The 23,462-nt window shown below is 72.3% G+C and carries 21 protein-coding genes; 17 read left to right on the top strand and 4 right to left on the bottom strand.

Going from position 1 to position 23,462, the window contains the following annotated elements:
- Positions 1-54: 54 nt before the first annotated feature.
- The 3 genes from ACIRSS_RS44060 to ACIRSS_RS44050 are packed head-to-tail and all read left to right on the top strand — an operon-like array spanning position 55 to position 4,269.
- Entirely contained in the window at positions 55-1,914 is a 1,860-nt protein-coding gene (locus ACIRSS_RS44060; RefSeq protein WP_400906566.1) for a primary-amine oxidase, read from the top strand.
- Positions 1,915-1,920: 6 nt separating this feature from the next.
- Complete coding sequence (locus ACIRSS_RS44055; protein WP_400906563.1) at positions 1,921-2,661, top strand: MoaF C-terminal domain-containing protein; 741 nt, start codon at positions 1,921-1,923, stop codon at positions 2,659-2,661.
- A 3-nt stretch (positions 2,662-2,664) separates the two neighbouring features.
- Positions 2,665-4,269, top strand: coding sequence for an amidohydrolase (locus ACIRSS_RS44050; protein WP_400906561.1), 1,605 nt, complete (start codon positions 2,665-2,667; stop codon positions 4,267-4,269).
- Here the strand turns inward: ACIRSS_RS44050 and ACIRSS_RS44045 are convergent.
- A complete protein-coding gene (locus ACIRSS_RS44045) occupies positions 4,266-5,696 on the bottom strand; it encodes a GMC family oxidoreductase (RefSeq protein ID WP_400906558.1) in 1,431 nt (476 codons plus the stop codon). The two genes, ACIRSS_RS44050 and ACIRSS_RS44045, sit on opposite strands and share 4 nt — an antisense overlap.
- A gap of 138 nt (positions 5,697-5,834) precedes the next feature.
- Between ACIRSS_RS44045 and ACIRSS_RS44040 the strand changes: the two genes are divergently transcribed.
- The 6 genes from ACIRSS_RS44040 (at position 5,835) to hpaD (ending at position 12,924) form a co-directional block, all read left to right on the top strand.
- The gene (locus tag ACIRSS_RS44040; protein WP_400906556.1) at positions 5,835-7,271 is read left to right on the top strand and encodes an aldehyde dehydrogenase family protein; all 1,437 of its coding nucleotides are present in this window, start codon (positions 5,835-5,837) and stop codon (positions 7,269-7,271) included.
- Between the two features lie 72 nt (positions 7,272-7,343).
- Positions 7,344-8,765, top strand: a complete 1,422-nt coding sequence (locus ACIRSS_RS44035) for a fumarylacetoacetate hydrolase family protein (RefSeq protein ID WP_400906554.1) — start codon at positions 7,344-7,346, stop codon at positions 8,763-8,765.
- Entirely contained in the window at positions 8,747-9,415 is a 669-nt protein-coding gene (locus ACIRSS_RS44030; RefSeq protein WP_400906551.1) for a GntR family transcriptional regulator, read from the top strand. Before ACIRSS_RS44035 ends, ACIRSS_RS44030 begins: the two co-directional genes overlap by 19 nt.
- Before the next feature lie 16 nt (positions 9,416-9,431).
- Positions 9,432-10,379 carry a 4-hydroxy-tetrahydrodipicolinate synthase gene (gene dapA, locus ACIRSS_RS44025; protein WP_400906548.1) on the top strand — a complete coding sequence of 316 codons (948 nt, stop codon included), beginning with the start codon at positions 9,432-9,434 and terminating at the stop codon, positions 10,377-10,379.
- Positions 10,376-11,884 (top strand): 5-carboxymethyl-2-hydroxymuconate semialdehyde dehydrogenase, encoded by a 1,509-nt coding sequence (hpaE, locus tag ACIRSS_RS44020; protein WP_400906545.1) that lies wholly within the window; start codon positions 10,376-10,378, stop codon positions 11,882-11,884. The genes dapA and hpaE overlap by 4 nt, the downstream gene beginning before the upstream one ends.
- Positions 11,881-12,924 (top strand): 3,4-dihydroxyphenylacetate 2,3-dioxygenase, encoded by a 1,044-nt coding sequence (gene hpaD / locus ACIRSS_RS44015; protein ID WP_400906542.1) that lies wholly within the window; start codon positions 11,881-11,883, stop codon positions 12,922-12,924. The genes hpaE and hpaD overlap by 4 nt, the downstream gene beginning before the upstream one ends.
- Here the strand turns inward: hpaD and ACIRSS_RS44010 are convergent.
- Together ACIRSS_RS44010 and ACIRSS_RS44005 are read right to left on the bottom strand one after the other, a co-directional pair.
- Positions 12,907-14,781, bottom strand: coding sequence for a S9 family peptidase (locus ACIRSS_RS44010; protein WP_400906539.1), 1,875 nt, complete (start codon positions 14,779-14,781; stop codon positions 12,907-12,909). The two genes, hpaD and ACIRSS_RS44010, sit on opposite strands and share 18 nt — an antisense overlap.
- Before the next feature lie 27 nt (positions 14,782-14,808).
- Positions 14,809-15,225, bottom strand: a complete 417-nt coding sequence (locus ACIRSS_RS44005) for a DUF6292 family protein (RefSeq protein ID WP_400906536.1) — start codon at positions 15,223-15,225, stop codon at positions 14,809-14,811.
- A 185-nt stretch (positions 15,226-15,410) separates the two neighbouring features.
- Between ACIRSS_RS44005 and ACIRSS_RS44000 the strand changes: the two genes are divergently transcribed.
- From ACIRSS_RS44000 to ACIRSS_RS43970, 7 genes are all read left to right on the top strand, one after another.
- Positions 15,411-15,833 (top strand): DUF6292 family protein, encoded by a 423-nt coding sequence (locus tag ACIRSS_RS44000; RefSeq protein ID WP_400906534.1) that lies wholly within the window; start codon positions 15,411-15,413, stop codon positions 15,831-15,833.
- Positions 15,830-16,363, top strand: a complete 534-nt coding sequence (locus tag ACIRSS_RS43995) for a hypothetical protein (protein WP_400906531.1) — start codon at positions 15,830-15,832, stop codon at positions 16,361-16,363. Before ACIRSS_RS44000 ends, ACIRSS_RS43995 begins: the two co-directional genes overlap by 4 nt.
- Before the next feature lie 85 nt (positions 16,364-16,448).
- The gene (locus ACIRSS_RS43990; protein ID WP_400906528.1) at positions 16,449-17,831 is read left to right on the top strand and encodes an FAD-binding oxidoreductase; all 1,383 of its coding nucleotides are present in this window, start codon (positions 16,449-16,451) and stop codon (positions 17,829-17,831) included.
- On the top strand, positions 17,813-19,108 hold the full coding sequence (locus ACIRSS_RS43985) for a class I SAM-dependent methyltransferase (protein ID WP_400906525.1): 1,296 nt from the start codon (positions 17,813-17,815) through the stop codon (positions 19,106-19,108). The genes ACIRSS_RS43990 and ACIRSS_RS43985 overlap by 19 nt, the downstream gene beginning before the upstream one ends.
- Before the next feature lie 101 nt (positions 19,109-19,209).
- Positions 19,210-19,413 carry a cold-shock protein gene (locus ACIRSS_RS43980; protein ID WP_086680104.1) on the top strand — a complete coding sequence of 68 codons (204 nt, stop codon included), beginning with the start codon at positions 19,210-19,212 and terminating at the stop codon, positions 19,411-19,413.
- A gap of 270 nt (positions 19,414-19,683) precedes the next feature.
- A complete protein-coding gene (locus tag ACIRSS_RS43975) occupies positions 19,684-20,622 on the top strand; it encodes an acyl-CoA desaturase (RefSeq protein WP_400906522.1) in 939 nt (312 codons plus the stop codon).
- Between the two features lie 55 nt (positions 20,623-20,677).
- The gene (locus tag ACIRSS_RS43970) at positions 20,678-21,220 is read left to right on the top strand and encodes a polysaccharide deacetylase family protein (protein WP_400906519.1); all 543 of its coding nucleotides are present in this window, start codon (positions 20,678-20,680) and stop codon (positions 21,218-21,220) included.
- Here ACIRSS_RS43970 and ACIRSS_RS43965 read toward each other — a convergent pair.
- Positions 21,207-22,226: an endo-1,4-beta-xylanase gene (locus tag ACIRSS_RS43965; RefSeq protein WP_400906516.1), complete on the bottom strand. Its 1,020-nt coding sequence runs from the start codon at positions 22,224-22,226 to the stop codon at positions 21,207-21,209. The genes ACIRSS_RS43970 and ACIRSS_RS43965 overlap by 14 nt on opposite strands.
- 69 nt (positions 22,227-22,295) lie before the next feature.
- Here ACIRSS_RS43965 and ACIRSS_RS43960 point away from each other — a divergent pair, with 69 nt between their 5' ends.
- Positions 22,296-23,357: a LacI family DNA-binding transcriptional regulator gene (locus ACIRSS_RS43960; protein ID WP_400906514.1), complete on the top strand. Its 1,062-nt coding sequence runs from the start codon at positions 22,296-22,298 to the stop codon at positions 23,355-23,357.
- Positions 23,358-23,462: the final 105 nt, after the last annotated feature.

Here is a 23,462-nt window from a genome sequence, read left to right as displayed (position 1 = left end):
CCGCCGCCGCACGGGTGATTCCGCGCGACCGCGAGGCGCGCGAGACTGCCCAGGGTGAGCACGCCGCACCCCCTCGCCCCGCTGACCGCCGCCGAGCTCTCCGCCGGGCGCGCCCTCCTCGCCGACGCCGAGCTCGTCACCGACGCCGTCCGGTTCCCGCAGGTCGTGCCCCTCGAACCCGCCAAGGCCGACGTCCGCGCGGGCACCGGGACCCGGCGGATCCGCTACACCCTCCTCGACACCGCCACCGGCGAATCGGGCGAGGCCGTCGTCGACGTCACCAAGAGCGAGGTCGGCTGGGCCGGCTGGACCGACGAACCCGGGCAGCCGTCCTACCTCTTCGAGGAGTACGAACTCGCCGAGCAGCTGACCAAAGCGTCCGCGGGCTGGCAGGCCGCGATGGCCCGCCGCGGCCTCGGCGACCGGATCGGCCACGCCTTCTGCGCACCGCTGGCCCCCGGGCACTTCGGCCGCGAGGACGAGACCGGCCGCGTCATGCGCTCGCTGACTTTCCTGCGCGAGGACGAAGGCGACAGCCCGTGGGCCCACCCGGTCGAGGGCCTGGTCGTGCACCTCGACCTCACCCGGCGGGAAGTCCTGCGCGTCGAGGACGAGGGCGACGTCCCGGTGCCGGCCGAGCACGGCCGCTACACCGGCGTCGAGGCCCGGACGACGCAGCGGCCGATCGAGATCACCCAGCCCGACGGCCCGAGCTTCGCCGTCGACGGCACCGAGGTGACCTGGGAGGGCTGGCGGCTGCGCGTCGGCTTCAACTCCCGCGAAGGCCTGACCCTGCACCAGGTGAGCTTCCAGGACCGGCCGGTCCTGTACCGGGCCTCCGTCCCGGAGATGGTGGTCCCGTACGGTGACGTCGCGCCCGGCCGGTTCTGGATCAGCTACTTCGACGCCGGCGAGTACCAGTTCGGCAAGAACGGCAACGACCTGCGCCTCGGCTGCGACTGCGTCGGCGAGATCCGCTACCTCCCGGCCTGGGTCGCCGACGACCACGGCGAGCCCGTCGAAATCCCGCGCGCGGTCTGCCTGCACGAAGAGGACGACGGCATCCTCTGGAAGCACACCGACCTCGCCGGGACGCCGGAGGTGCGCCGCTCGCGCCGGCTGGTCGTCTCCTCGATCTCGACCATCGGCAACTACGACTACGGCCACTACTGGTACTTCCACCTCGACGGCTCGATCGAGTTCGAGGCGAAGGCCACCGGCATCGTCTTCTGCGGCGCCGGCGCGCCCGGCCGGGAGCAGCCGCACGCCACCGAGCTCGCGCCCGGCCTGTTCGCGCCGGTGCACCAGCACCTCTTCTGCGCCCGGCTCGACGTCGAGGTCGACGGCGAGCGCACCAGCCTGCACGAGGTCGACGTCGTGGGCGTGCCGACCGGCCCGGACAACCCGTACGGCAACGCGTTCACCTGGCGGAGCACCCCGCTGCGGACCGAAAGCGAGGCTCAGCGGCACGCCGACCCGGCCCACGCCCGCGTCTGGGAAGTCCGCAGCGCGGAGCGGGTGAACCGGCTGGGCAAGCCGACCGCCTACCAGCTCGTGCCGCGTCCGTCGGCGACGCTGCTGGCCCAGCCCGAAGCGTCCGTGCACGCGCGAGCCACCTTCGCGACGCGGCACCTCTGGGCGACGCCGTACCGCGACGACGAGCGCTACCCCGCCGGCGAGCGGCCCAACGCCCACCCCGGCGGCGCGGGCCTGCCCGCCTGGACCGCCGCGGACCGCGACCTCGTCGACGCCGACCTCGTGCTCTGGCACGTCTTCGGCCCCACCCACGTCCCCCGGCCGGAGGACTGGCCGGTGATGCCCGTCGACAAGTCCGGCTTCCTGTTCCGGCCGGCCGGCTTCTGCGACCGCAACCCCGCGCTCGACCTGCCGTCGGGCGACCACTGCGACCACTGAGGAAAAATGACTCTTTCGGACACCTCCACCTGGCTCCCGCTCGACGGTCTCGCGCCCGGCTTCGACGCGAACAAGGCACCGGCCGTCGACGACCTGCGGGGCCGCGAATTCGTCCTGCGCGACGACAACGGGCCTATTCGAACCTGGACCGGCACGGACGCCGGCGAGACGTTCCTCGTGGACGACGACCTCTACTACGTCCAGGTCCGGCCCGCGGACCGGGAGGCGGTGTCGCTCTTCCTGGACCTGCGCGACGGCCGCGCGCTGGTCGTCACCACCACGATCGGCGACCACGGCACCCCGCGCGTCACCCAGCAGTTCCGGCCCGCGACCATCGACGGGTACGACGTCCGCGGCGAGGCGATGGCCCCGAGCACCGCGCTGATCGGCCGCCGCGTGCTGTGGGTGTACAGCGCCGAACACGCCTACGAGCACGTCTACCTCAGCCCGCACTGGTACACGTGGCAGTGCCTGGCCGGGCCCGAGCGCGGGCTCGCCGACACCGACGAGAACACCGTCTACCGGCTGCGGCCCGGCATCCACGTCTTCGCCTGGCGGGAGAAGGTCATCCCGTGCGCGTCGGTGACGGTCGCCGACCACCGCGACGCCCGCGCCCTGCGCTCGCACGGCGTCCTCTTCGGACTCGACGCCACCGGCGAACAGCCGACGCACTTCACCTTCGGCGCCCACGGACGGCTGCTGAGCACCACCGTCCACCCCGGACCGTACGACCCGGCGGAGGGCTGAGCGATGGCGGCCGACCTCGTACTCACCAATGCCGTCGTGTACACAGTGGACGCCGAGCGGCCGTGGGCGTCCACAATGGCCGTCGCCGGCGGCGAGATCACCGCCGACGAAACCATCGGCCCGCACACCGAGGTGCGCGACCTCGATGGCGCGTTCGTCATGCCGGGGCTGGTCGACGTGCACAACCACCACGCGATGGCCGGGCGCGCGGACCTGTTCGAACTCACCTTCGGCGCCGACGCGGGCTTCGACGACATCCTCGCCGCGGTCCGCGCCCGGGCCGCCTCGCTGGGCCCGGACGAGTGGCTGACCGGCGGTGCCTGGGCGTCCACCCTGGTCTCGCGGCTGTCCACTGTGGCCGCCCGGCGCGCGCTCGACGACGCCGCGGGCGGGCGGCCGGTGGCGCTGGCCGACGACAGCCGCCACAACCGCTGGGTGAGCAGCCGCGCACTGGAGCTGGCCGGGATCACCGCGGCCACGCCGGACCCCGCCGGGGGCGTCATCGTGCGGGACGCCGGCGAGCCGAGCGGCCTGCTCCTGGAGGCCGCCGGCGTGCTCGTCGAACGAGTGACCGGCGAGCTGACGCCCGAGCAGCACCGCCGGGCGTCGCGGCGCGCGATCGAGATCCTGCACGGGTTCGGCGTCACCGCGTTCCAGGACGCCGGAGTATCGACCGACATCCTCGGCGCGCTCAAAGCGCTCGACGACGAGGGCGAGCTGGCCGCGTGGGTCGTGTCGTCGCTGCTGGTCAACGACCCGATCTTCGGGTTCGACCCGGTCGGCGCGCCGCTGCTGGAGGTCGCCGGCCGCTACCGCGGCGAGCACCACCGGCCCGACTTCGTGAAGATCTTCCTCGACGGCGTCCCGCCGACGCGCACGGCGGCGTTCCTCGAGCCGTACCTGCCCGATGACGTCCACGGCGGCTGCTTCCACGGCTCGACGACCATGCCGCCGGACGAGCTGACCGGGTGGCTGCTCACCGCGGCCGCGGCGGGCTTCTCGGCGAAGGTCCACTGCACCGGCGACGCGTCGGTGCGGCAGTTCCTCGACGCGGTCGAGCAGGTGCGGGCCGCCGGGTACGCGAGCACGCGGTTCCAGGTGGCGCACGGACAGTTCGTGCACTCGGACGACCTCCCGCGGTTCGCGGCGCTGGGCGTGGCGGCCGACATTTCGCCGTTCCTCTGGGTGCCTGGCGTGATCCCGGACGCGATCGCGGAGGTGCTGCCCGCGGCGCGAGCGTCCCGGATGCAGCCGAACCGGACGCTGCTGGACACGGGCGCGCTGGTCGCGGGCGGCTCGGACTGGCCGGTCAGCGAGTCCCCGAACGCGTGGGAGGGCATCGCGGGCCTGGTGACGCGGGAGGACCCGCACGGCAGGCGACCGGGGGCGCTGTGGCCCGAGCAGGCGATCACCCTGGCCGAGGCGATCGAAGCGTTCACCCTCGGTGGGGCGCGGGCGTGTGGCCTCGACGACGTGACGGGATCGCTGACACCGGGCCGGTCGGCGGACTTCGTGGTGCTGGACCGGAATCCGTTCCGGACTTCGGAGGTCGCCGCGACGCAGGTCGTCGAGACGTGGTTCGCCGGCAAGCGGGTGTTCGCCCGCTAGCCGAGGATGAACTTCGCCGCCTGCTCCCCCACCAGGACCGCCGGGGCGTTGGTGTTGCCCGTCGTCACGCGGGGCAGCACCGACGCGTCCGCGACGACCAGCCCGTCGAGCCCGTGCACCGCCAGCCGCGGGTCCACGACCGCGTCGGCGCCGGTGCCCATCCGGCAGGTGCCGACCTGGTGGTGGTACGTGATCGCCGTCCGGCGGACGTACTCGCGGACGTCGTCCTCCGGGCCCGGGTACAGCTGCCGCGCGCCCCATTCCGAAGCCAGCGCCGGTGCCCGGCCGACCTCGAGGCACTGCTCCACCGACGCCACCAGGCTCTCGAAATCTTCCGGCGACGACAGCGCGGCCAAGTCGATCAGCGGTGAACCGTCCGGGGCCAACCGCAGGCTGCCCCGGCTGGAGGGCGACACCATCCCGGCCATCAGCGAGAACCCCGTCGGCGGCCCGGACATCCACGGTTCGTACATCGGCACGCTGAAGCAGATCGGCTGCGTGTCCGGCACCGCCAATCCCGCACGGCTGCGCCAGAACCAGTGCACCTGCGTCACCGAACGTCCGGAAACCGGCGGCTCGACCTCGCGCGAAGTCGTGAAGATGACCGGTGAAAGCAGGTGATCGTGCAGGTTCCGCCCCACGCCGGGCAGGTCCGCGACGACGTCGATGCCCAGCGCGCGCAGCTCGTCCGCCGGGCCGACGCCACTGCGCAGCAGGATCGCGGGCGACGCCAGCGCACCCGCGGCGAGCACCACCAGGTCCGCCGGCAGCTCCCGCACCACGCCGTCGATCGAAGCCACCACCCCGGTCACGCGGGAACCCGCGAAGGCCAGCCGGTGCACCAACGCTCCCGTGTGGACGGTCAGCCGCGAAGCCACCGGAAGGCCGTAGGCGTGCCACGTCGTCAAGCGCCGGCCGTCGCGCGCGGTGATCCGCTCGACGGACACGCCGTCCAGGGTTCCGCTGTTGTAGTCCGGGTTCAGCGGCAACCCGGCCGATGCGCAGGCGTCCACTATGGACCGCTGGATCGGGTGCAGCGGCTCGTTCGGGACGACCTCCAGGAAGTCCTTCTCGATCCGCGCGAACACCGGCTCGACGTCGGCCCAGGTCCAGCCGGGCAGGCCCCAGCCGTCGTAGTCGGCGGGCGCGCCGCGGACCCAGATCATCGCGTTCAGCGCGTGCGACCCGCCCAGCACCTTGCCGCGCGGCAGGTGCAGCCGGCGGCCGCCCGCGTGCGGCTGCGGGACCGTGTACAGGTCCCAGTCCTCGGGACCGTGCCACAGTTCCCCGGCCCGCGCGGGGTCGTGGATGGCGGGGTTCCCGTCTGGACCACCCGCTTCGAGCAGGGTCACCGCCGCGCCCGCGTCGGCCAGCCGCCGCGCCACCACCGAGCCGGCCGAGCCGGCACCCACCACGATCACATCCATGCGCCCCAGCCTGACGCGCGCCCGGCGGGGCGGGACGCATCCTTTCGCGGCCGGTCAACGGGCATGCGTGAGCGGACAAGACCCGGGGCCGCCGGGCGCCCGATACTCGGCTCACCGAAGGCCGAGGAGGAACCCGGGATGGCGACACGCCTGTGCATCGACGGACAGTGGACCGAGGCCGGCGGCGGCGCCCTCCCCACGCATGACCCCGCCACCGGCCGGGTGCTCGAAGAGGTCGGCTCCGCGTCGAAGGCCGACGTCGACGCCGCCGTGGCGGCGGCCCGACGTGCGCTGAGCGCCCCGGAGTGGGCCGGGCTGCTCCCGGTCCGCCGCGCCGCGCTGCTGTTCCGGCTGGCCGAACTCGTCGAGCGGCACCACGAAGAGCTGGCCCGCCTGGAAACGCTCGACCAGGGGCAGCCGATCGGCGTGTCCCGGCAGGTGAGCGTGACCGGCGCTGCGGAGCATTTCCGCTACTTCGCGGGCTGGGTGACGAAGCTGCAGGGCACCACGAACCCGGTGTCCTTCCCGGACACCCTGCACTACACGCGCCGCGAGCCGGTCGGGGTGAACGCCCTGATCACGCCGTGGAACTTCCCGCTGATGATCCTCGCGTGGAAGCTCGCTCCGGCGCTCGCCACCGGCAACACGGTGGTGATCAAGCCCAGCGAGGTCACGCCGCTCACCAGCATCCGGCTGGTCGAACTGGTCCACGAAGCCGGGGTCCCGGCGGGGGTGGTCAACCTCGTCACCGGCGACGGCGCGGTCGGCGCCTTGCTGACCGGGCACGCGGACGTCGACCACGTCTCCTACACCGGCTCGACGGCGGTCGGGAAGCTGATCACCGCGGCGAGCGCGGCGTCCAACCTCAAGCGGCTCACCCTCGAACTCGGCGGCAAGGCGCCCAGCATCATCGCGGCCGACGCCGACATCGACGCCGCCGTCGCGGGCAACCTCGCCGGCGCGACGCTCAACACCGGCCAGGTCTGCGCCGCCTACACGCGCTTCTACGTCGACCGCAAGCGCGAGCAGGAGTTCGTCGGGAAGCTGGCGCGCGGTCTCGAGGGGCTGCGGCTCGGCCCGGGCACCGACGAGGCCACGCAGCTGGGCCCGCTGGTGTCGGCGAAGCACCGCGAACACGTCGACTTCCTCGTCGGGACCGGCCGCGAGCAGGGCGCCGACCTGGTCACCGGCGGCACCCCGGTCGGCGGCGACGGCTACTTCTACACCCCGACGCTGTTCGCCGGCGTCCGCGACGACATGGCCATCATGCGCGAGGAGATCTTCGGCCCGGTCCTCGCCGTGACGCCGTACGACGACGGTGACGAGCTCCTCGGCCGCGCCAACGACACGGAGTACGGCCTGGCCGCGACGGTCTGGACCCGCGACCTGCGCACGGCCCAGCGGTACGCCGACGGCATCCGCGCGGGCGCGGTGTTCGTCAACATGCCGCCGATCCCGGACATGGCGGCGCCGTGGGGTGGCTACAAGGCGTCCGGGTGGGGCCGCGAGATGGGGCCGTGGGCCCTCGACGCCTACACCGAGGTCAAGTCCGTCTGGCTCCACTACGGCGGCTGAAGGGGGTTTCCCCACGCCGCAGATCGTATATCATTTGAGATACCTTCTCCGAACCGGCAGGCAGGACCACGGATGACACCCCTCCCGCAGCGGCCCGGCAAGATCATCGCGCTGCACCTCAACTACCACTCCCGCGCCGCCCAGCGCGGCCGGGTGCCGGAGCAGCCGTCGTACTTCCTCAAGCCCCCGACGTCGGTCGCGGCGAGCGGCACCGCGCTCGAACGGCCGGCGGGCACCGAACTGCTGGGCTTCGAAGGCGAGATCGCGCTGGTCATCGGCCGCACCGCCCGCCGGGTCTCCCCCGCCGACGGCTGGTCGTACGTCGGCGGTGTCACCGCCGCCAACGACTTCGGTGTCTACGACCTCCGGTACGCCGACAAGGGCAGCAACCTCCGGTCGAAGGGCGGCGACGGCTTCACCCCGCTCGGTCCGGCGGTGCTGGCCGCCGCGGACGTCGACCCGGCCGCGCTGCGGCTGCGGACCTGGCTGAACGGCGAACTCGTCCAGGAGGACACCACCGGCGACCTCCTCTTCGGCTTCGGACGGCTGGTCGCGGACCTCTCGCAGCTGATCACCCTCGACCCCGGTGACGTCGTCCTGACCGGCACCCCCGCGGGCGCGTCGGTCGCCGTCCCCGGTGACGTCGTCGAAGTCGAGGTCGACACCGCCGGGCACACCACCGGCCGGCTCGTCACGCCGATCACCGAGGGGACCGTCCCCTTCGAACCGTACGGCGCGCTCCCCCGCGTGGACGAGCAGCAGCGGGCGGACGCCTACGGAACGTCCACACCGGACTTCACCCTGACCGCGGACCTCAAGCGGCGCATCGAATCCGTCGGCACCGCAACGCTGTCCGCCCAGCTGCGCAAGCGCGGCTACGACGCGGTGTCGATCGACGGCCTGACGTCCACCCGGCCCGGCGCCCGGCTGACCGGCCGCGCGCGGACCCTGCGGTACCTGCCCTACCGCGAAGACCTGTTCAAGGACCACGGCGGCGGCTACAACGCGCAGAAGCGCGCGATCGACAGCCTCGGCCCCGGCGACGTCCTGGTCATGGAAGCCCGCGGGGAACGCGGCACCGGCACCGTCGGCGACATCCTCGCGCTGCGGGCGCAGGTGCGCGGCGCGGCCGGGATCGTCACCGACGGCGGCGTCCGCGACCTGGCCGCGGTGTCCGCTTTGGACATCCCCACCTACCACGCCGGGCCGCACCCGGCGGTGCTCGGCCGGCGGCACGTGCCGTGGGACGTCGACGTCGCGATCGCCTGCGGTGGCGCCGCCGTCTGCCCCGGCGACGTGATCGTCGGGGACGGGGACGGCGTCCTGGTCATCCCGCCGAATCTGGTCGAAGCGGTCGTCGACGCGGCGATCGAGCAGGAGCTGCAGGAGACGTTCATCGCCGAGCAGGTCGCCGCGGGCGAGCGCGTCGAAGGCCTCTACCCGATGGACGAGCACTGGCGCGGGAGGTACGCCGCATGGCTCGCGAAGCGGTGAACGGCACCGCGCCGAGCAAGTCGCGGATCGCCTACGAGTGGATCAAGGCCCGGATCGCCGACGGCACCTTCTCCCCCGGCTACCGGCTCGTCCTCGGCCAGCTCGCGCAGGAACTCGGCGTCAGCGTCGTACCGATCCGGGAGGCCATCCGGCTCCTCGAAGCCGAAGGGCTGGTCACGTTCGAGCGGCACGTCGGCGCGCAGGTCGCGATGGTCGACGAACGCGAGTACCAGCACACGATGCAGACCCTCGCGCTCGTCGAGGGCTACGCCGCCGCGCTCGCCGCGCCGGTGCTCCCGCCCGGCGCGCTCGCCGACGCCCGGGCGCTGAACGCCGAACTGGCGGACTGCCTCGGGCACTTCGAGCCGGCCCGGTTCACCGCGCTCAACCGCGACTTCCACGCCGTGCTGTTCGGCGCCTGCCCCAACCCGCAGGTCCTCGACCTCGTCCGGCGCGGCTGGGACCGGCTGAGCGGCCTGCGCACCTCGACGTTCAGCTTCGTCCCCGGCCGCGCCCGCCAGTCCGTGGCCGAGCACGAGCAGATCCTCGGCCTGCTCGACGCCGGCGCCCCGGCTGCCGACGTCGAACAGGCCGTCCGCGCCCACCGGCTGGCCACCCTGGACGCGTTCCTCGCCCACCGTCACCCCTGAACCCGGGAAGGACCCCATGCGCTTCCGCTCCGACCCCCAGAGCATCCGCGGGTCGATCGCGCCGCTGATGACGCCGTTCACCGCCGACGGCGCCGTCGACCACGACGGCCTGACGAACCTGGTCCGCTGGCAGCTCGCGTCCGGCTCGCACGGCATCTCGATCGGCGGCTCCACCGGCGAACCCGGTTCCCAGACGGTCGCCGAACGCGCCGAGGCGATCCGCACGGTGGCCGCCGAGGTCGGCGACCGCGTCCCGTTCGTGCCGGGCACCGGTTCGGCGAAGCTCGACGAGACCCTGGAGCTGACGGCGCTGGCCCACGACGCCGGGATCGACGCGGCGCTGGTCATCACCCCGTACTACGCGCGGCCGACGCAGGACGCGCTGTTCGTCTGGTACCGCACGGTCTGCCGCGAGTTCCCCGACCTGCCGATCGTCGCCTACAACGTGCCGAGCCGGACCGCGGTCGACCTCGCGCCGGCGACGGTCGCGAAGCTGTACCGCTCGTGCGACAACTTCGTCGGGATCAAGGAGACGACGAAGGACTTCGAGCACTTCTCCCGCGTGCTGCACCTGTGCGGGCGCGAGCTGCTGGTGTGGTCCGGGATCGAGCTGCTCTGCCTGCCGCTGCTGGCCCTCGGCGGCGCCGGGTTCGTCAGCGCGACGGCCAACATCGCGCCGGCCGCCTGCGCGGAGCTGTACACCGCGTGGCAGTCCGGCGACCACGAACGCGCGCGGGAGATCCACTACGGCCTGCACCCCCTGGTCGACCTGCTGTTCGTCGAGACCAACCCGGCGCCCGGCAAGTGGGTGCTGGAGCAGCGCGGGCTGATCGCCTCCGGGCACGTCCGGCCGCCGCTGATCACGCCGACCACGTCCGGCGTCGCGCGGATCACCGAGCTGATGACCGAAGGCGCGAAGTACTTATCGCCGACCGAAGGCTTCACCGTGAAGGGGAAGGCATGACCCACTACGTCCCGGAAGGACTGCCGGGCGAGCTGAAGCACTACATCGGCGGTGAGCTCGTCGACAGCGTCTCGGGCAAGACGTTCGATGTGCTCGACCCGGTGTCCAACACCCCATACGTCGCCGCGGCCGCGGGCCAGGCCGAGGACGTCGACCGGGCCGTCGCGGCGGCGCGCACGGCGTTCACCGACGGGCCGTGGCCGCGGATGCTGCCGCGAGCCCGGGCGCGGATCCTGAACAAGATCGCCGACGCCGTCGAGGCGCAGGACGCCCGGCTCGCCGAGCTGGAGACGTTCGACACCGGCCTGCCCATCACCCAGGCCCTGGGACAGGCGCAGCGCGCGGCCGAGAACTTCCGGTTCTTCGCCGACCTCGTCGTCGCGCAGGCCGACGACACCTACCAGGTACCCGGGCGGCAGGTGAACTACGTGCACCGCAAGCCGGTCGGCGTCGCCGGGCTGATCACGCCGTGGAACACGCCGTTCATGCTGGAGAGCTGGAAGCTCGCGCCGGCGCTGGCGTCGGGCTGCACGGTCGTGCTCAAGCCGGCCGAGTTCACGCCGCTGTCGGCGAGCCTGTGGGCGCGGATCTTCGCCGACGCGGGACTGCCCGAAGGCGTGTTCAACCTGGTCAACGGCTTCGGCGAGGAAGCGGGTGACGCGCTCGTCAAGCACCCGGACGTGCCGCTGATCTCGTTCACCGGCGAGACCACGACCGGGCAGACGATCTACCGCAACTGCGCCGCGCACCTCAAGGGCATGTCGATGGAGCTGGGCGGCAAGTCCCCGGCGATCGTGTTCGCCGACGCCGACCTCGACGCCGCCCTCGACTCGACGCTCTTCGGCGTGTTCTCCCTCAACGGCGAACGCTGCACCGCGGGCAGCCGGATCCTCGTCGAGCGGCCGATCTACGACGAGTTCTGCACCCGGTACGCCGAACGGGCGGCGAACATCGTCGTCGGGGATCCGCACGACCCGGCCACCGAAGTCGGCGCGCTGGTCCACCCCGAGCACTACGAGAAGGTGATGCGGTACGTCGAGCTGGGCAAGTCCGAGGGCCGACTGCTCGCCGGCGGCGGGCGTCCGTCCGGTTTGGACAGTGGCAACTACGTGGCGCCGACGGTGTTCGCCGACGTGCCGTCGTCCGCGCGGATCTTCCAGGAAGAGATCTTCGGGCCGGTCGTCGCGCTGACGCCGTTCGACACCGAAGCCGAGGCCTTGGCCCTGGCCAACGACGTCAAGTACGGGCTCGCCGCCTACCTCTGGACGTCGGATCTCACGCGGGCGCACACCTTCGCGCAGTCCGTCGAAGCCGGGATGGTCTGGCTGAACTCGCACAACGTCCGCGACCTGCGGACGCCGTTCGGCGGGGTCAAGGCGTCCGGCCTCGGCCACGAAGGCGGCTACCGCTCGCTCGACTTCTACACCCACCAGCAGGCCATCCACGTCTCGCTCGGGCCCGTGCACACGGCCCGGTTCGGCAGTGGCCGGAAGGGACAGTCATGACCGCCATCCCGCCGGACGTCCTCCGCTGCGCGTACGCCGAGCTCGTCGTCACCGATCTCGCCGCGTCGCGGGCGTTCTACGTCGACGTGCTCGGTCTCGTCGTCACGCACGAAGATGCCGAGGCGTTGTACCTGCGGGCGTTCGAGGAGTACCTGCACCATTCGCTGGTACTGCGCAAGGGATCCACGCCCGCACTGGCCGTGCTGGGCTACCGCGTCCGCAGCGAGGCCGATCTCGACCTGGCGGAGGCGTACTACCGCTCGCTCGGCTGCCGGGTCGAGCGGCGGGCGGCGGGTGCGACGCGTGGGATCGGCGAGGCGGTGCGGGTCATCGACCCGCTCGGGTTCCCGGTCGAGTTCTTCCACGAGGCCGAGCACGTCGAGCGGTTCACCCAGCGCTACGACGTCCACGGCGCCGGGGCACTGTCGCGTTTGGACCACTTCAACCTGGACACCCCCGACGTCCCGGCGGCCCGGAAGTACTACGAGGGCCTGGGTTTCCGAGTGTCGGAGGACATCCAGGACGACGAGGGCACGGTGTACGCGGCGTGGATGTTCCGCAAGCCGACGGTCCACGACGTGGCGTTGACCGGCGGCGACGGCCCGCGGCTGCACCACATCGCGTTCGCGTCGCACGAACGGCACCAGATCCTGCACATCTGCGACCACCTCGGGGCGCTGCGCAAGCCGGGCATGATCGAGCGCGGCCCGGGCCGGCACGGCGTCTCGAACGCGTTCTACCTCTACGTCCGGGACCCCGACGGGCACCGCGTCGAGATCTACACGCACGACTACTACACCGGCGACCCGGACAACCCGGTGATCACCTGGGACGTCCACGACAACCAGCGCCGCGACTGGTGGGGCAACCCGGTGGTGCCGAGCTGGTACACCGACGCTTCGGTGGTGCTGGACCTCGCCGGCGAGGTCCAGCCCGTCGTCGAACGGGCCGAGCCACGCGAAGCCGACGTCACCATCGGCGCGGACGGGTTCTCCTTCAGCGCCGGCGAGGCGGAGTTCAAGCTAGGCGAGCAGGTCTGAGAACCATTTCCGTGAGCGGTCCAGGATGTCGATCTGGTGAGCGCGCTCGCGGGGTGAGTGGTTCTCGCGCGGGTAGACGACGAACTCGTGGTGCCGGTCGCCGAGGGCGTGGTGCAGGAGTTCGGCTTGCGACAGCGGGACGTTGGTGTCGCCCTCGCCGTGCAGGATGAGGACGGGCGTGCGGATGCGGTGGGCGTGGGTGATCGGGCTGTTCTCCCGGCCTCCCAGCGCCGCTTCGAACAGTGAGTGCTCGCCGGTCGCGGCCAGGAGCGGCCAGTCGATGACGCCGGCGCCGACCACGGCCGCTTTGAACCGGTCGGTCTGCGTGACCGCCCAGGCGGCGAAGAACCCGCCGTGGCTCCAGCCGCCGATGCCAAGCCGGGCTTCGTCGGCGATCCCGTCTTCGACGAGGACGTCGATGCCGGTGAGGACGTCGGTGAGCTCCGCCCCGCCGACGTCCCCGGCGACGCTCGCCGCGAAGGCGTGGCCGTGGCCCATTCCGCCGCGCGCGTTCGGGAGGAACACCGCGAACCCGGCGGCGGCGAGCCACTGGCCGGACGGGTACCAGCCGAGGTGGAAGCGGTCGGCGTAGCGGTCGTACGGGCCACCGTGCACGAGGGTGACGAGCGGGAACGGGCCGTCGGACCGCGTTTTGCCGGGCGGCAGGATCAGGAGGCCGTCGAGATCCAGGCCGTCCGAGGCCCGGTAGGCCAGCCGGTGCTGGGTGCCCCAGGTTCCCGGTGACGCCGGCGCGCTGACGCGTTTCAGGCTGTGCGGCGCACCGGCGTGGATCTCTTCGGGCTCGGTCCCCCTGCTCACGACCAGCGCGATCGTGCCGCCGTCCCGGCTCGCGGTGAGGGACGTGCCGTGGACCTTGGTCATTTCGGCGAAGGCGCGCTCGCCGGGGTCGAGGCGGCGGAGGGTGGTGTCCAGGCCTTCGGCGAAGAGGGCGAGAGGTGGGCCGCCGTCGACCTGGACGAGTTCGATCGGGCAGAGGGCCAGGTCGGCGGTGAGGTTCTCGCCGTTGTCGAAGACGGCGGTGCCGCCGATGAGGCCCGGCGGGGTCAGGCCGAGGTAGGCGAGGTGCCAGGCGGTGCCGTCGTGCCACCAGGCCGGGTCGGACGCTTCGAGAGCCGGGGTGGCTTGGTCGTGGGTCTCGCCGGTGGCGACGTCGACGAAGTGCAGGCCGGGTCCGAAGACGCCGGGCGCGCGATCGGCGCAGGCCCAGGTGAGGACGGCGAGGGTGGTCCCGTCCGGCCGGGCGGCGACTTCGCGGACGTGCCGGCGGCCGAGATCGCCGAGGGGCTGGACGGCGGAGGTGCCGAGATCGAGCAGCCAGAGCCGGTCGGGGCGGTCCTCGGTGTCCCAGCGCCCTGACGGGTCTTCGGGTTCGCCGTTCGGCAGTTCCGCCGGAGTCTGCGTGCTCACGGCGCGCGGGACGGTCCGCACCCGCGGATCACCCAGCCGTTCCTCGGGATCCGGCGCGATCACCACCACCCGACCCGGGAGCGGGACGTGGCCGCTGATGCCCACCGGCCAGTCGGTGAGCTGCTCGGGAGCATCGTCGTCGAGCCCGATCCGGTAGAGCTGCGCCGTTCCCCGCTCCGCGCGGTCCGACAGGAAGAACACCGAACCCGAGTCCGGCGCCCACCTCGGTGCGTGGTTGTCCGCGGCCACACCGGCCGCCAGCTCCCGCGGAGCCGCACTGCCGTCGGAAGGGGCCAGCCACAGCTCGCTCACCGGGTGTTTCCCGGTCCGGCCCACCGGTGCGGTCAGGTAGACCACCCACCGGCCGTCCGGGGAGATCCGCGGATCACGCGGCACTTTCCGGTCCACCACGGTTTCCGCTTTCAGCACCCGGCCCAGTGTGCCGCAAGCGGGGGGTCAGCCGGGGGCGAGCGTGCCCAGCAGTTCCTCGTGCCGGCCCGGTTCGCGGAGTTCCGGGGCTTCGAGGGTTCCGGCGTCGGGGTCGTCGGCGCGGATCGCCGCCAGGAAGCGGGCCACCGCACGGGGGTCCGGGAGCACTTCGCCGCCGAGGTAGGACAGCACCGTCGCGCCGCCGGCCTCTTCGACCGCCGCCGCCCAGCCGTTCGCCTCGTCCCACACCAGGGCCAGGTCGTGTTCGGGGAACCGGCTCAGGCGCCAGTCCAGCGCGATGTACGCCGCCGCGGGCGTGCCCGCGTCCAGCGTGCAGGACTCCAGCCCGACCCCCACCGCGCGGGCCACCGCGGCGACGTACCCGCGCAACCCCCGCTCGAAGGAGAACTCCGTGTCCCGCCCGAAATCGATCAGGATGCTCAACGCCGCCTCGCTTTCCCCGTCCCGCCGCGGGATCCCCGCGGTCCGGGCGTCGGATACCCGCCGCCGCCCCGATCAACCCCCGACGATCGTATGTCGTCAATCCGGCGACATCCACCTTGTCATCGTTTCGATGACATGTTAGAACGGTGGTACCAGCACACCACCGAGAAAGGTTCCGTCCCCCCGTGACCGCATCGATCGCCCTGCCGACCGGTTACCAGCACCCCGCCGTCCCGGCGCTGCTCGACTACCTGCGCGACGTCACCGCCGAGCTCGGGATCGGCCTCGAGTCGTGCACCCTCGACCACGACACGCCGCTGTCGGCGTACGTCGCCCTCGACACGCGGCTGCCGCACTACCCCGACCGCGACGTCGCGCTCCTCTGGGACGAGGAACGCGGCTGGGCGGCGGCGGTCGAGACGCACTCCGGCGAAGACCTGATCGTCCTGCGCTACCTCGGCGGGCCGACGGTGGCCCCGGCGCCGCGGCGGGTCGCGCGGTTCGTCACCGCGCTGCACGAGGACGACCACACCGTCGGGCGCCCCGACCCCGTCGAACTGCGGTCCGCGGACGACGCCGGCCTCGCCGACCTCCTGCGCCGGTCATGACGCTCCCCCTGCCCGAGAGCTTCGCCCTCACCCTGCGCGGCTACGACCGGGACCAGGTCGACGAGCGGATCGACGAGCTGCTCACCGAGATCCGCCTGCTCACGGCCGACCGCGACGCCGCGGTCGCCGAAGCGGAGAACCTCGCGCGGCGGCTCGAACAGGCCCGCTCCGACAACGCCGCGTTGCGGGCCCGCGCCGACCGCCTGTGCCGGACCCCCGCCGACCCGGCCGCCGTCGGCGACCGCGTCCGGCACCTGCTCGAACTGGCCCACGCCGAAGCGGACGGCGTCGTCGCCGCGGCCCGGCACCGAGCCGCCGCGATCGTCCGCGAAGCCGAGGAAACGGCGGATCGCAGGCTCGAGGACGCCCGGGCCCGCGCGGCCGGCGAAGCCGACTACGCCCGGCGCCGCGCCGAGCACCTGGCGGCCGTCGAACGCCGGACCGCCGACCGGCTGCGGAAGATCGACGCGTTCCTGGCCGAAGCGGCGGAACTCCTCGAGGCGGACACCCCGCTGCACGCCGTCGCCTGACTCGTTCCCACCAGCCGGGACGCGCCGGGAAACGTCGCCCGGGAGGCACGGTGCGCCCGCCGTCGGCGTGAGGCAGGATCGAAGCGTGACCATCGATCAGGCCGGGGTGCCCCAAGCCCCGCCGTTCCCCGAACACGAAGCCCGCGTCGACGCGCTGCGGCGGCAGCTCACCGCCATCGCCGGCGAAGCGACCGTCCGGCTCGCGAAGCGGACTTCCAACCTCTTCCGCTCCCGGGCCGCCGCGAAGCACCCCGGACTGGACGTCTCCGGCTTCACCCACGTGCTGCGCGTCGACCCCGAAACCCGCACCGCCGACGTCGAAGGGATGGTCACCTACGAACAGCTCGTCGACGCCACCCTGCCGCACGGCCTGATGCCGCTGGTCGTCCCGCAGCTGAAGACCATCACCCTCGGCGGCGCGGTCACCGGCCTCGGCATCGAGTCCTCGTCGTTCCGCAACGGCATGCCGCACGAGTCCGTGCTCGAGCTCGAGGTGCTCACCGGGGACGGCCGGATCGTCGTCGCCACGCCGGACAACGAGCACCGGGACCTCTTCCGCGGCTTCCCGAACTCCTACGGCACCCTCGGCTACGCGCTGCGCCTGAAGATCCTCCTCGAACCGGTCAAGCCGTTCGTCGAGCTCCGGCACGTCCGGTACCACGACCGGGACACCTACTTCCGCGCCCTCACCGAAGCCTGCGACAGCGGCGAGCACGACTTCGTCGACGGCACGGTCTTCGGCCCGGACGAGCTCTACCTGACCCTGGCGAGCTTCACCGACACCGCGCCGGCGACGAGCGACTACACCTGGCTGGACATCTACTACCGCTCGATCCAGCGCCGCGAAACCGACCACCTCACCGTCCGCGACTACCTCTGGCGCTGGGACACCGACTGGTTCTGGTGCTCGCGCGCGTTCGGCGTCCAGCACCGGCTGCCGCGGCTGCTGCTCGGCCGCCGGTTCCTGCGCTCCTCGGTGTACTGGAAGGCCGTGGCGCTCGACCGCCGGTTCAAGATCGCGCAGCGGCTGCTCAAGCTGCGCCGCCTCCCGCCGGAGGAGACGATCGTGCAGGACATCGAGGTGCCCGTCGGCCGCGCCGCGGAGTTCCTCGAGTTCTTCGAACGGGAGATCCCGATCAGCCCGGTCTGGATCTGCCCCCTGCGCCAGCGCCCCGGTGGCGTGCGCTGGCCGCTCTACGAGCTGGACCCCGAAGCGCTGTACGTCAACTTCGGGTTCTGGTCGGCCGTCCCGCTCGACCCCGGCGAGCGCGACGGCGTGCACAACCGGATGATCGAAGCCGAGGTCACCCGGCTGGGCGGCCACAAGTCGCTCTACTCGGACAGCTTCTACGCCGAGGACGAGTTCTGGCGGCTCTACAACGGCGACACCTACCGGGACCTCAAGCGGACCTACGACCCGGCCGGGCGGCTGCTCGGCCTCTACGAGAAATGCGTCCGCCGCCGGTGAAAGGAACGAACGTGACCCAGGCAAGCATCCCGGTCGGCGAGGTCTTCGAGCGCCTGCTCGGCCCCCGCGCCACCGTGTCGATCACCGCCTACGACGGCAGCAACAGCGGACCGGCCGACGCGCCGGTCGCGATCCAGGTCCGCTCGCCGCTGGCCCTGGACTACCTGATGTCCTCCCCCGGCGACCTCGGCCTCGCCCGCGCGTACGTCGCCGGCGCGCTCGACGTCACCGGCGACCTCTACACCGCGCTGCACGCGCTGGCGGCCCAGGTCGACCAGCTCAGCCCGGCCGACCGGCTGTGGCTGCTGCGCAAGCTCGGCCCGCGTCACCTGCGCGTGGTCAAGCCGCCCGCCGAGGAGCACCCGAGCCGGTTCCGGCGCGGGCTGACCGCGCTGCGGCACTCGAAGGGCCGCGACAGCGAGGCCATCGCCAGCCACTACGACGTGTCCAACCGGTTCTACGAGCTGGTGCTCGGCCCGTCGATGGCCTACACCTGCGCGGTCTTCCCGGAAGCCGACGCCACGCTGGAGGAGGCGCAGTACCACAAGTTCGACCTGGTCTGCCGCAAGCTCGGCCTCCAGCCCGGGATGAAGCTGCTCGACGTCGGCTGCGGCTGGGGCGGCATGGTCGCCCACGCCGTCCGGCACTACGGCGTCGAGGCGCTCGGGGTCACCCTGTCGCGGGAACAGGCGCAGTGGGCGCAGAAGAACATCGTCGCCCTGGGGCTGGCCGACCGCGCGGAGATCCGCCACCTCGACTACCGGGACGTCACCGAGACCGGGTTCGACGCGATCTCCTCGATCGGCCTCACCGAGCACATCGGCGCCCGCAACGTGCCGGGCTACTTCCGGTTCCTCGCGGAGAAGCTCAAGCCGCACGGCCGGCTGCTCAACCACTGCATCACCAACCCGGACTCGAGCGTCGCCCACCGGTCGCGCGGGTTCATCGACCGGTACGTCTTCCCGGACGGCGAGCTCGAGGCCCCCGGCGAGCTCATGACGGCGATGCACGACGCCGGGCTGGAGGTCCGCCACTCGGAGAACCTCCGCGAGCACTACGCGCTGACCCTGGCCGGCTGGTGCGCCAACCTCGATGAACACTGGGACGAAGCCGTCTCCGAGGCCGGTGCCGGGCGCAGCCGCGTGTGGGCGCTCTACCTGGCGGCTTGCCGGCTGGCCTTCGAACGCCGCGAGATCGAACTGCACCAGATCCTCGGGGTGCGGACCGACCGCGAGGGCGGGATGGGCATGCCGCTGCGCCCCGATTGGGGAGTTTGACCACCGGGGCTTGGCCGGGCGGGGGCGGTGATGGGAGGATGGTCGCGAGACCGGGCGTCCGAACGGGGCGTCCAGGCTCACTACAAAGAGTAGGTATTGGTATGGCTCAGGGCAGTGTCAAGTGGTTCAACGGCGAAAAGGGCTTCGGCTTCATCGCCCAGGATGGCGGGGGCCCGGACGTGTTCGTCCACTACTCCGAGATCCAGGGCACCGGCTTCAAGTCCCTCGATGAGGGCCAGCGCGTGGAGTTCGAAATCGGCCAGGGCCAGAAGGGCCCGCAGGCCCAGCGCGTCAGCGTCATCTGAGCCACGAGGCACCGAAGGCCCTCGCCCCCCGGGGCGGGGGCCTTTCTCGTGCGCGCCACACTGCGCGTTCACAACGATCGGGTAACCTTGGGGAGTCGAGAGCACCTCAGTACGCCGGCGTCCGGCCGGCCACACTCTCGCCCCCGGCTTCAGGGCCGATCGCCGGCAGGAGCGGCGACGCGCCCGGCCCCCTGACGAACCGCTGACCGGCCGGTGTTCACCCCCGGCCGTCCGCGCCCCCGCGCGGCGAAGACCTCGAAACGAGAATCCATGACGACTTCCGCACCGGTGAGACCCACCCGTCCGGCTCCGAAACCCGTGCTCTCCGGCCGCCAGACGGTGGCCGAGCTGATCACCATCCGGACGTTCCTGCTGGTCCCGTTCCTCGCGCTCGCCGCGGCCGTCCCGGTGTTCTGGGGCTGGGGCGTCAGCTGGCTCGACCTCACCATCGGCGGAGCGTTCTTCGTGGTGTCGACCCTCGGCATCACCGTCGGCTACCACCGGTACTTCACCCACGGCGCGTTCCGCGCGAAGCGGGCGCTGCGGATCGCGCTGGCCATCGCCGGCGGTCTCGCCGCGCAGGGCCCGGTGATCGGCTGGGTCGCCGACCACCGCCGCCACCACGCCTTCTCCGACCGCGACGGCGACCCGCACTCGCCGTGGCTGTTCGGCACGTCCCCGGTCGCGCTGGCCCGCGGCTTCTGGCACGCCCACATGGGCTGGCTCTTCGGCCGGGACAAGACGAACGTCGACCGCTTCGCCCCCGACCTGGCGGCCGACCGCGACATGCGCGTCGTCGACCGGCTCTTCCCGCTGTGGGTCGTGCTGAGCCTGCTGCTCCCGCCGCTGCTCGGCGGCCTGATCACGCTGTCGTGGTGGGGCGCGCTGACCGCGTTCCTGTGGGCCGGCCTGGCCCGGATCTCGTTCCAGCACCACGTGACGTGGTCGGTGAACTCGGTCTGCCACATGATCGGCGAGCGCCCGTTCGCCAGCCGCGACCGGTCGGCGAACTTCTGGCCGCTGGCGATCCTGTCGATGGGCGAGTCCTGGCACAACACCCACCACGCGGACCCGACGTCGGCCCGCCACGGCGTGCTGCGCGGCCAGATCGACATCTCCGCGCGGGTGATCTGGGCCTTCGAGAAGCTGGGCTGGGCGTGGAACGTCCGCTGGCCCACCCCCAAGCGGCTGGCCTCGCTGGCCCGCTGACGAAAGCCCGCCGAAAGTCCTTGCCCCCGCGGGCCCGCCGGGCGACCTTGGCCCGATGGACGCGGTGGCGCTGACCTTCGACGACGGCCCGTACCCCTCGACGACGCCGGCGCTGCTGGCCGCGCTCGACGGCGTGCGGGCCACGTTCTTCCTGTGGGGCGAGCACGCGGCCGAGCACCCGGCGCTGGTCCGGGACATCGCGGCCGCCGGCCACGTGATCGGCAACCACACGTGGACGCACCCGCACCTGACCGCGCTGAGCGCCGAGGCCCGCGACCAGGAGGTCCGGCGGACGCAGGACCTCCTGGTTTCGCTGACCGGGGTGCGCCCGGCGCTGTTCCGGCCGCCCTACGGCGACACGGATCCCTCGGTGGCGCGGACCGCCGCCGCGCACGAGCTGACCGAGGTGCTGTGGACCGTCGACACCCGCGACTGGGCCGGCGCCTCCGCGGACGAGATCGTCGCGGCGGCGGACCGCGTGGAGCCGGGCGGCGTCGTGCTGCTGCACGAAGGCCGCCCGGCCACGGTGGCGGCGGTGCCGCGGATCCTGGCGGCGCTCGCCGCCCGCGGCCTGCGGCCGGGACTCACCAGGGGTTGATCCGCAGGTACGCCGGCTTCGGCTGCAGGTTCTCGTCGAACAGGCAGGCCGCCCCTTCGCCGGGGAAGACGTCCGGCACCCACGAATGCCGGTCGGTGAAGCCCCAGGTCGTGAACTCGACGCAGCGCCGGACCGCCTGGCAGCCGTCCCAGAGCCGGTCGAAGTAGCTCGCCTGCGTGTCCAGCTTCGCCGCGTCGGGCGGGGTCGGGATCCGGACGTCGGCTTCGGTGACCGCGACGTCGACGCCGAGTTTGGTCAGGCGCGTCAGGTTCTCGCGGTACTGGTCCGGGAAGCCGTACTGGATCGACAGGTGTGCCTGGACCCCGACACCGCCGATCGGGACGCCCTGCCGCCGGAGCGTCTTCACGAGGTCGTACACCGCGTCGCTCTTCGGGTTGATCCCTTCGATGTTGTAGTCGTTGATGTACAGCGTCGCCGACGGGTCGGCCGCGTGCGCCCAGCGGAAGACGTCCGCGACGAAGCCGTCGCCGAGCTTCTGCCGGAAGACGGTGTCGCGGCGCGTGCCGTCCTCGTTGAAGATCTCGTTGACGACGTCCCAGGCGCGGATCTTCCCCTTGTACCGCTTGACTTCCGTGGTGATGTGGTCGTGCAGGACGCGGCGCAGCTCGTCGGCGGGCAGCGCGGCGACCCAGTCCGGCAGCTGGGAGTGCCAGACCAGCGTGTGGCCGCGGACGGTCTTGTGGGTCGCCTGCGCGTACCGGACGATCGCGTCGGCGCCCGACCAGTCGTACTGCCCGCGAACGGCTTCGACGGTCCCCCATTTCATCTCGTTCTCGGGCGTCACGTTGTCGAATTCACGGGTGAGGACGGCCCGGTAGTCGGGTTCGTTCGCCAGGTACGCGGCCGCCACGGCACTGCCGACGTACTTGTGGGTGATGTTTTTCAGTGGAACCGACGCCGAAGCCGCGGGCGCCTGCCACACGGCAATGCCCGCGACGATCGCGGCCGTCATCAGCGCGCGTTTAATAGGAATTCTTCGCAGCATCTGCATCCTCCATTTTCCGAAAGTTTCGAGGTGTGTCCAACGGGGTTTCGATGACCTAGAATCTCCTCCATGACAACGAAGTCCGACGATCCCGAGCCCCTCCCGTCCCGGGTCACCATCGCCCGGATCGCGGCCGAAACCGGGGTTTCCGTCCCGACCGTTTCGAAAGTGCTCAACGGCCGTCCCGACGTCGCCGAAAGCACCCGGGCACGAGTGGAAGCCGTCATCGGAAAATACGGTTACCGCCGCCGGGCCGACGAACGGTCCCGCCGTTCCCGGTTGCTGGAACTGATGTTCCACGAACTCGAAAGCACGTGGGCGCTGGAAATCATCCGCGGGGTCGAGTACGTCGCCCGCGAAAACGGAATGGCGGTCGTGCTGGCGGAATCGTCGGGCCGGCACACGCCCGGCCAGAGCTGGCTGGAAAGCGTGCTCGCGCGGCGGCCGGTCGGCATCGTTTCGGTGTGCTCCGACTTCACCGGCGGGCAGCTGGCGAAGCTGCGGGCCCGCGACATCCCGCTGGTCGTGGTCGACCCGGCCGGCGCGCCGGGGCCGGAGACGCCCTCGATCGGGGCCACGAACTGGCAGGGCGGCCTGACCGCGACCCGGCACCTGGTGGAGCTGGGGCACCGGCGGATCGCGATGATCGGCGGGCCGGACGGGGTGCTGTGCAGCCGCGCCCGGATCGACGGCTACCGAACGGCGTTGGAGACGGCGGGGCTGGCGTTCGACCCGGCGCTGGTGCGCCGCGGCGACTTCCACGTCCGGTCGGGGTACCGGGAGCTGGCGTCATTGCTGACCCTCCCGGATCGTCCGACGGCGGTGTTCGCGGGCAGCGACCTGCAGGCCCTGGGGGTGTACGAGGCAGCGCGCGACGCGGGGCTGCGCATCCCGGACGACCTGAGCGTGGTCGGTTTCGACGACCTGCCGGTGGCCCGCTGGCTGACCCCGGAGCTGACGACGATCCGCCAGCCGCTGCAGGAGATGGCCGCGGCCGGCGCCCGCCTGGCGATCTCCCTGGCGCGGGGAACGCACCCGGAGAGCCACCGGCTGGAGCTGGCGACGAGCCTGGTGGTCCGGCAGAGCACGGCAGCGCCGGCGCACCAGGTGCTGACGGTCGGCCGGGCTTGAGCAGCCGGCGCAGCGCGGGCCCGGCGGTCGTTGACGGACTTCCGGGCGCCGGCGCCTCGCGAAGCCCGGGCGCCCGCAGACTTCCGGGCGCCGGAATTGTCGGTG

The sequence above is a fragment of the Amycolatopsis sp. NPDC101161 genome, assembly GCF_044768185.1.
Lineage (GTDB): Bacteria > Actinomycetota > Actinomycetes > Mycobacteriales > Pseudonocardiaceae > Amycolatopsis.
Note: the sequence above shows the minus strand (reverse complement) of the source record. Positions and strands in the feature narration are given on the sequence as shown.

Excerpts from the sequence above, each read along its gene's own strand:
- ACIRSS_RS44035 (WP_400906554.1), top strand. The coding sequence starts at position 7,344 with ATGACACCCCTCCCGCAGCGGCCCGGCAAGATCATCGCGCTGCACCTC.
- ACIRSS_RS44040 (WP_400906556.1), top strand. The coding sequence starts at position 5,835 with ATGGCGACACGCCTGTGCATCGACGGACAGTGGACCGAGGCCGGCGGC.
- ACIRSS_RS44055 (WP_400906563.1), top strand. The coding sequence starts at position 1,921 with ATGACTCTTTCGGACACCTCCACCTGGCTCCCGCTCGACGGTCTCGCG.
- ACIRSS_RS44030 (WP_400906551.1), top strand. The coding sequence starts at position 8,747 with ATGGCTCGCGAAGCGGTGAACGGCACCGCGCCGAGCAAGTCGCGGATC.
- hpaE (WP_400906545.1), top strand. The coding sequence starts at position 10,376 with ATGACCCACTACGTCCCGGAAGGACTGCCGGGCGAGCTGAAGCACTAC.
- ACIRSS_RS44050 (WP_400906561.1), top strand. The coding sequence starts at position 2,665 with ATGGCGGCCGACCTCGTACTCACCAATGCCGTCGTGTACACAGTGGAC.
- ACIRSS_RS43960 (WP_400906514.1), top strand. The coding sequence starts at position 22,296 with ATGACAACGAAGTCCGACGATCCCGAGCCCCTCCCGTCCCGGGTCACC.
- ACIRSS_RS43985 (WP_400906525.1), top strand. The coding sequence starts at position 17,813 with ATGCGTCCGCCGCCGGTGAAAGGAACGAACGTGACCCAGGCAAGCATC.
- ACIRSS_RS43965 (WP_400906516.1), bottom strand. The coding sequence starts at position 22,226 with ATGCTGCGAAGAATTCCTATTAAACGCGCGCTGATGACGGCCGCGATC.
- ACIRSS_RS43995 (WP_400906531.1), top strand. The coding sequence starts at position 15,830 with ATGACGCTCCCCCTGCCCGAGAGCTTCGCCCTCACCCTGCGCGGCTAC.
- ACIRSS_RS43980 (WP_086680104.1), top strand. The coding sequence starts at position 19,210 with ATGGCTCAGGGCAGTGTCAAGTGGTTCAACGGCGAAAAGGGCTTCGGC.
- ACIRSS_RS43970 (WP_400906519.1), top strand. The coding sequence starts at position 20,678 with ATGGACGCGGTGGCGCTGACCTTCGACGACGGCCCGTACCCCTCGACG.
- ACIRSS_RS43975 (WP_400906522.1), top strand. The coding sequence starts at position 19,684 with ATGACGACTTCCGCACCGGTGAGACCCACCCGTCCGGCTCCGAAACCC.
- dapA (WP_400906548.1), top strand. The coding sequence starts at position 9,432 with ATGCGCTTCCGCTCCGACCCCCAGAGCATCCGCGGGTCGATCGCGCCG.
- ACIRSS_RS44045 (WP_400906558.1), bottom strand. The coding sequence starts at position 5,696 with ATGGATGTGATCGTGGTGGGTGCCGGCTCGGCCGGCTCGGTGGTGGCG.
- hpaD (WP_400906542.1), top strand. The coding sequence starts at position 11,881 with ATGACCGCCATCCCGCCGGACGTCCTCCGCTGCGCGTACGCCGAGCTC.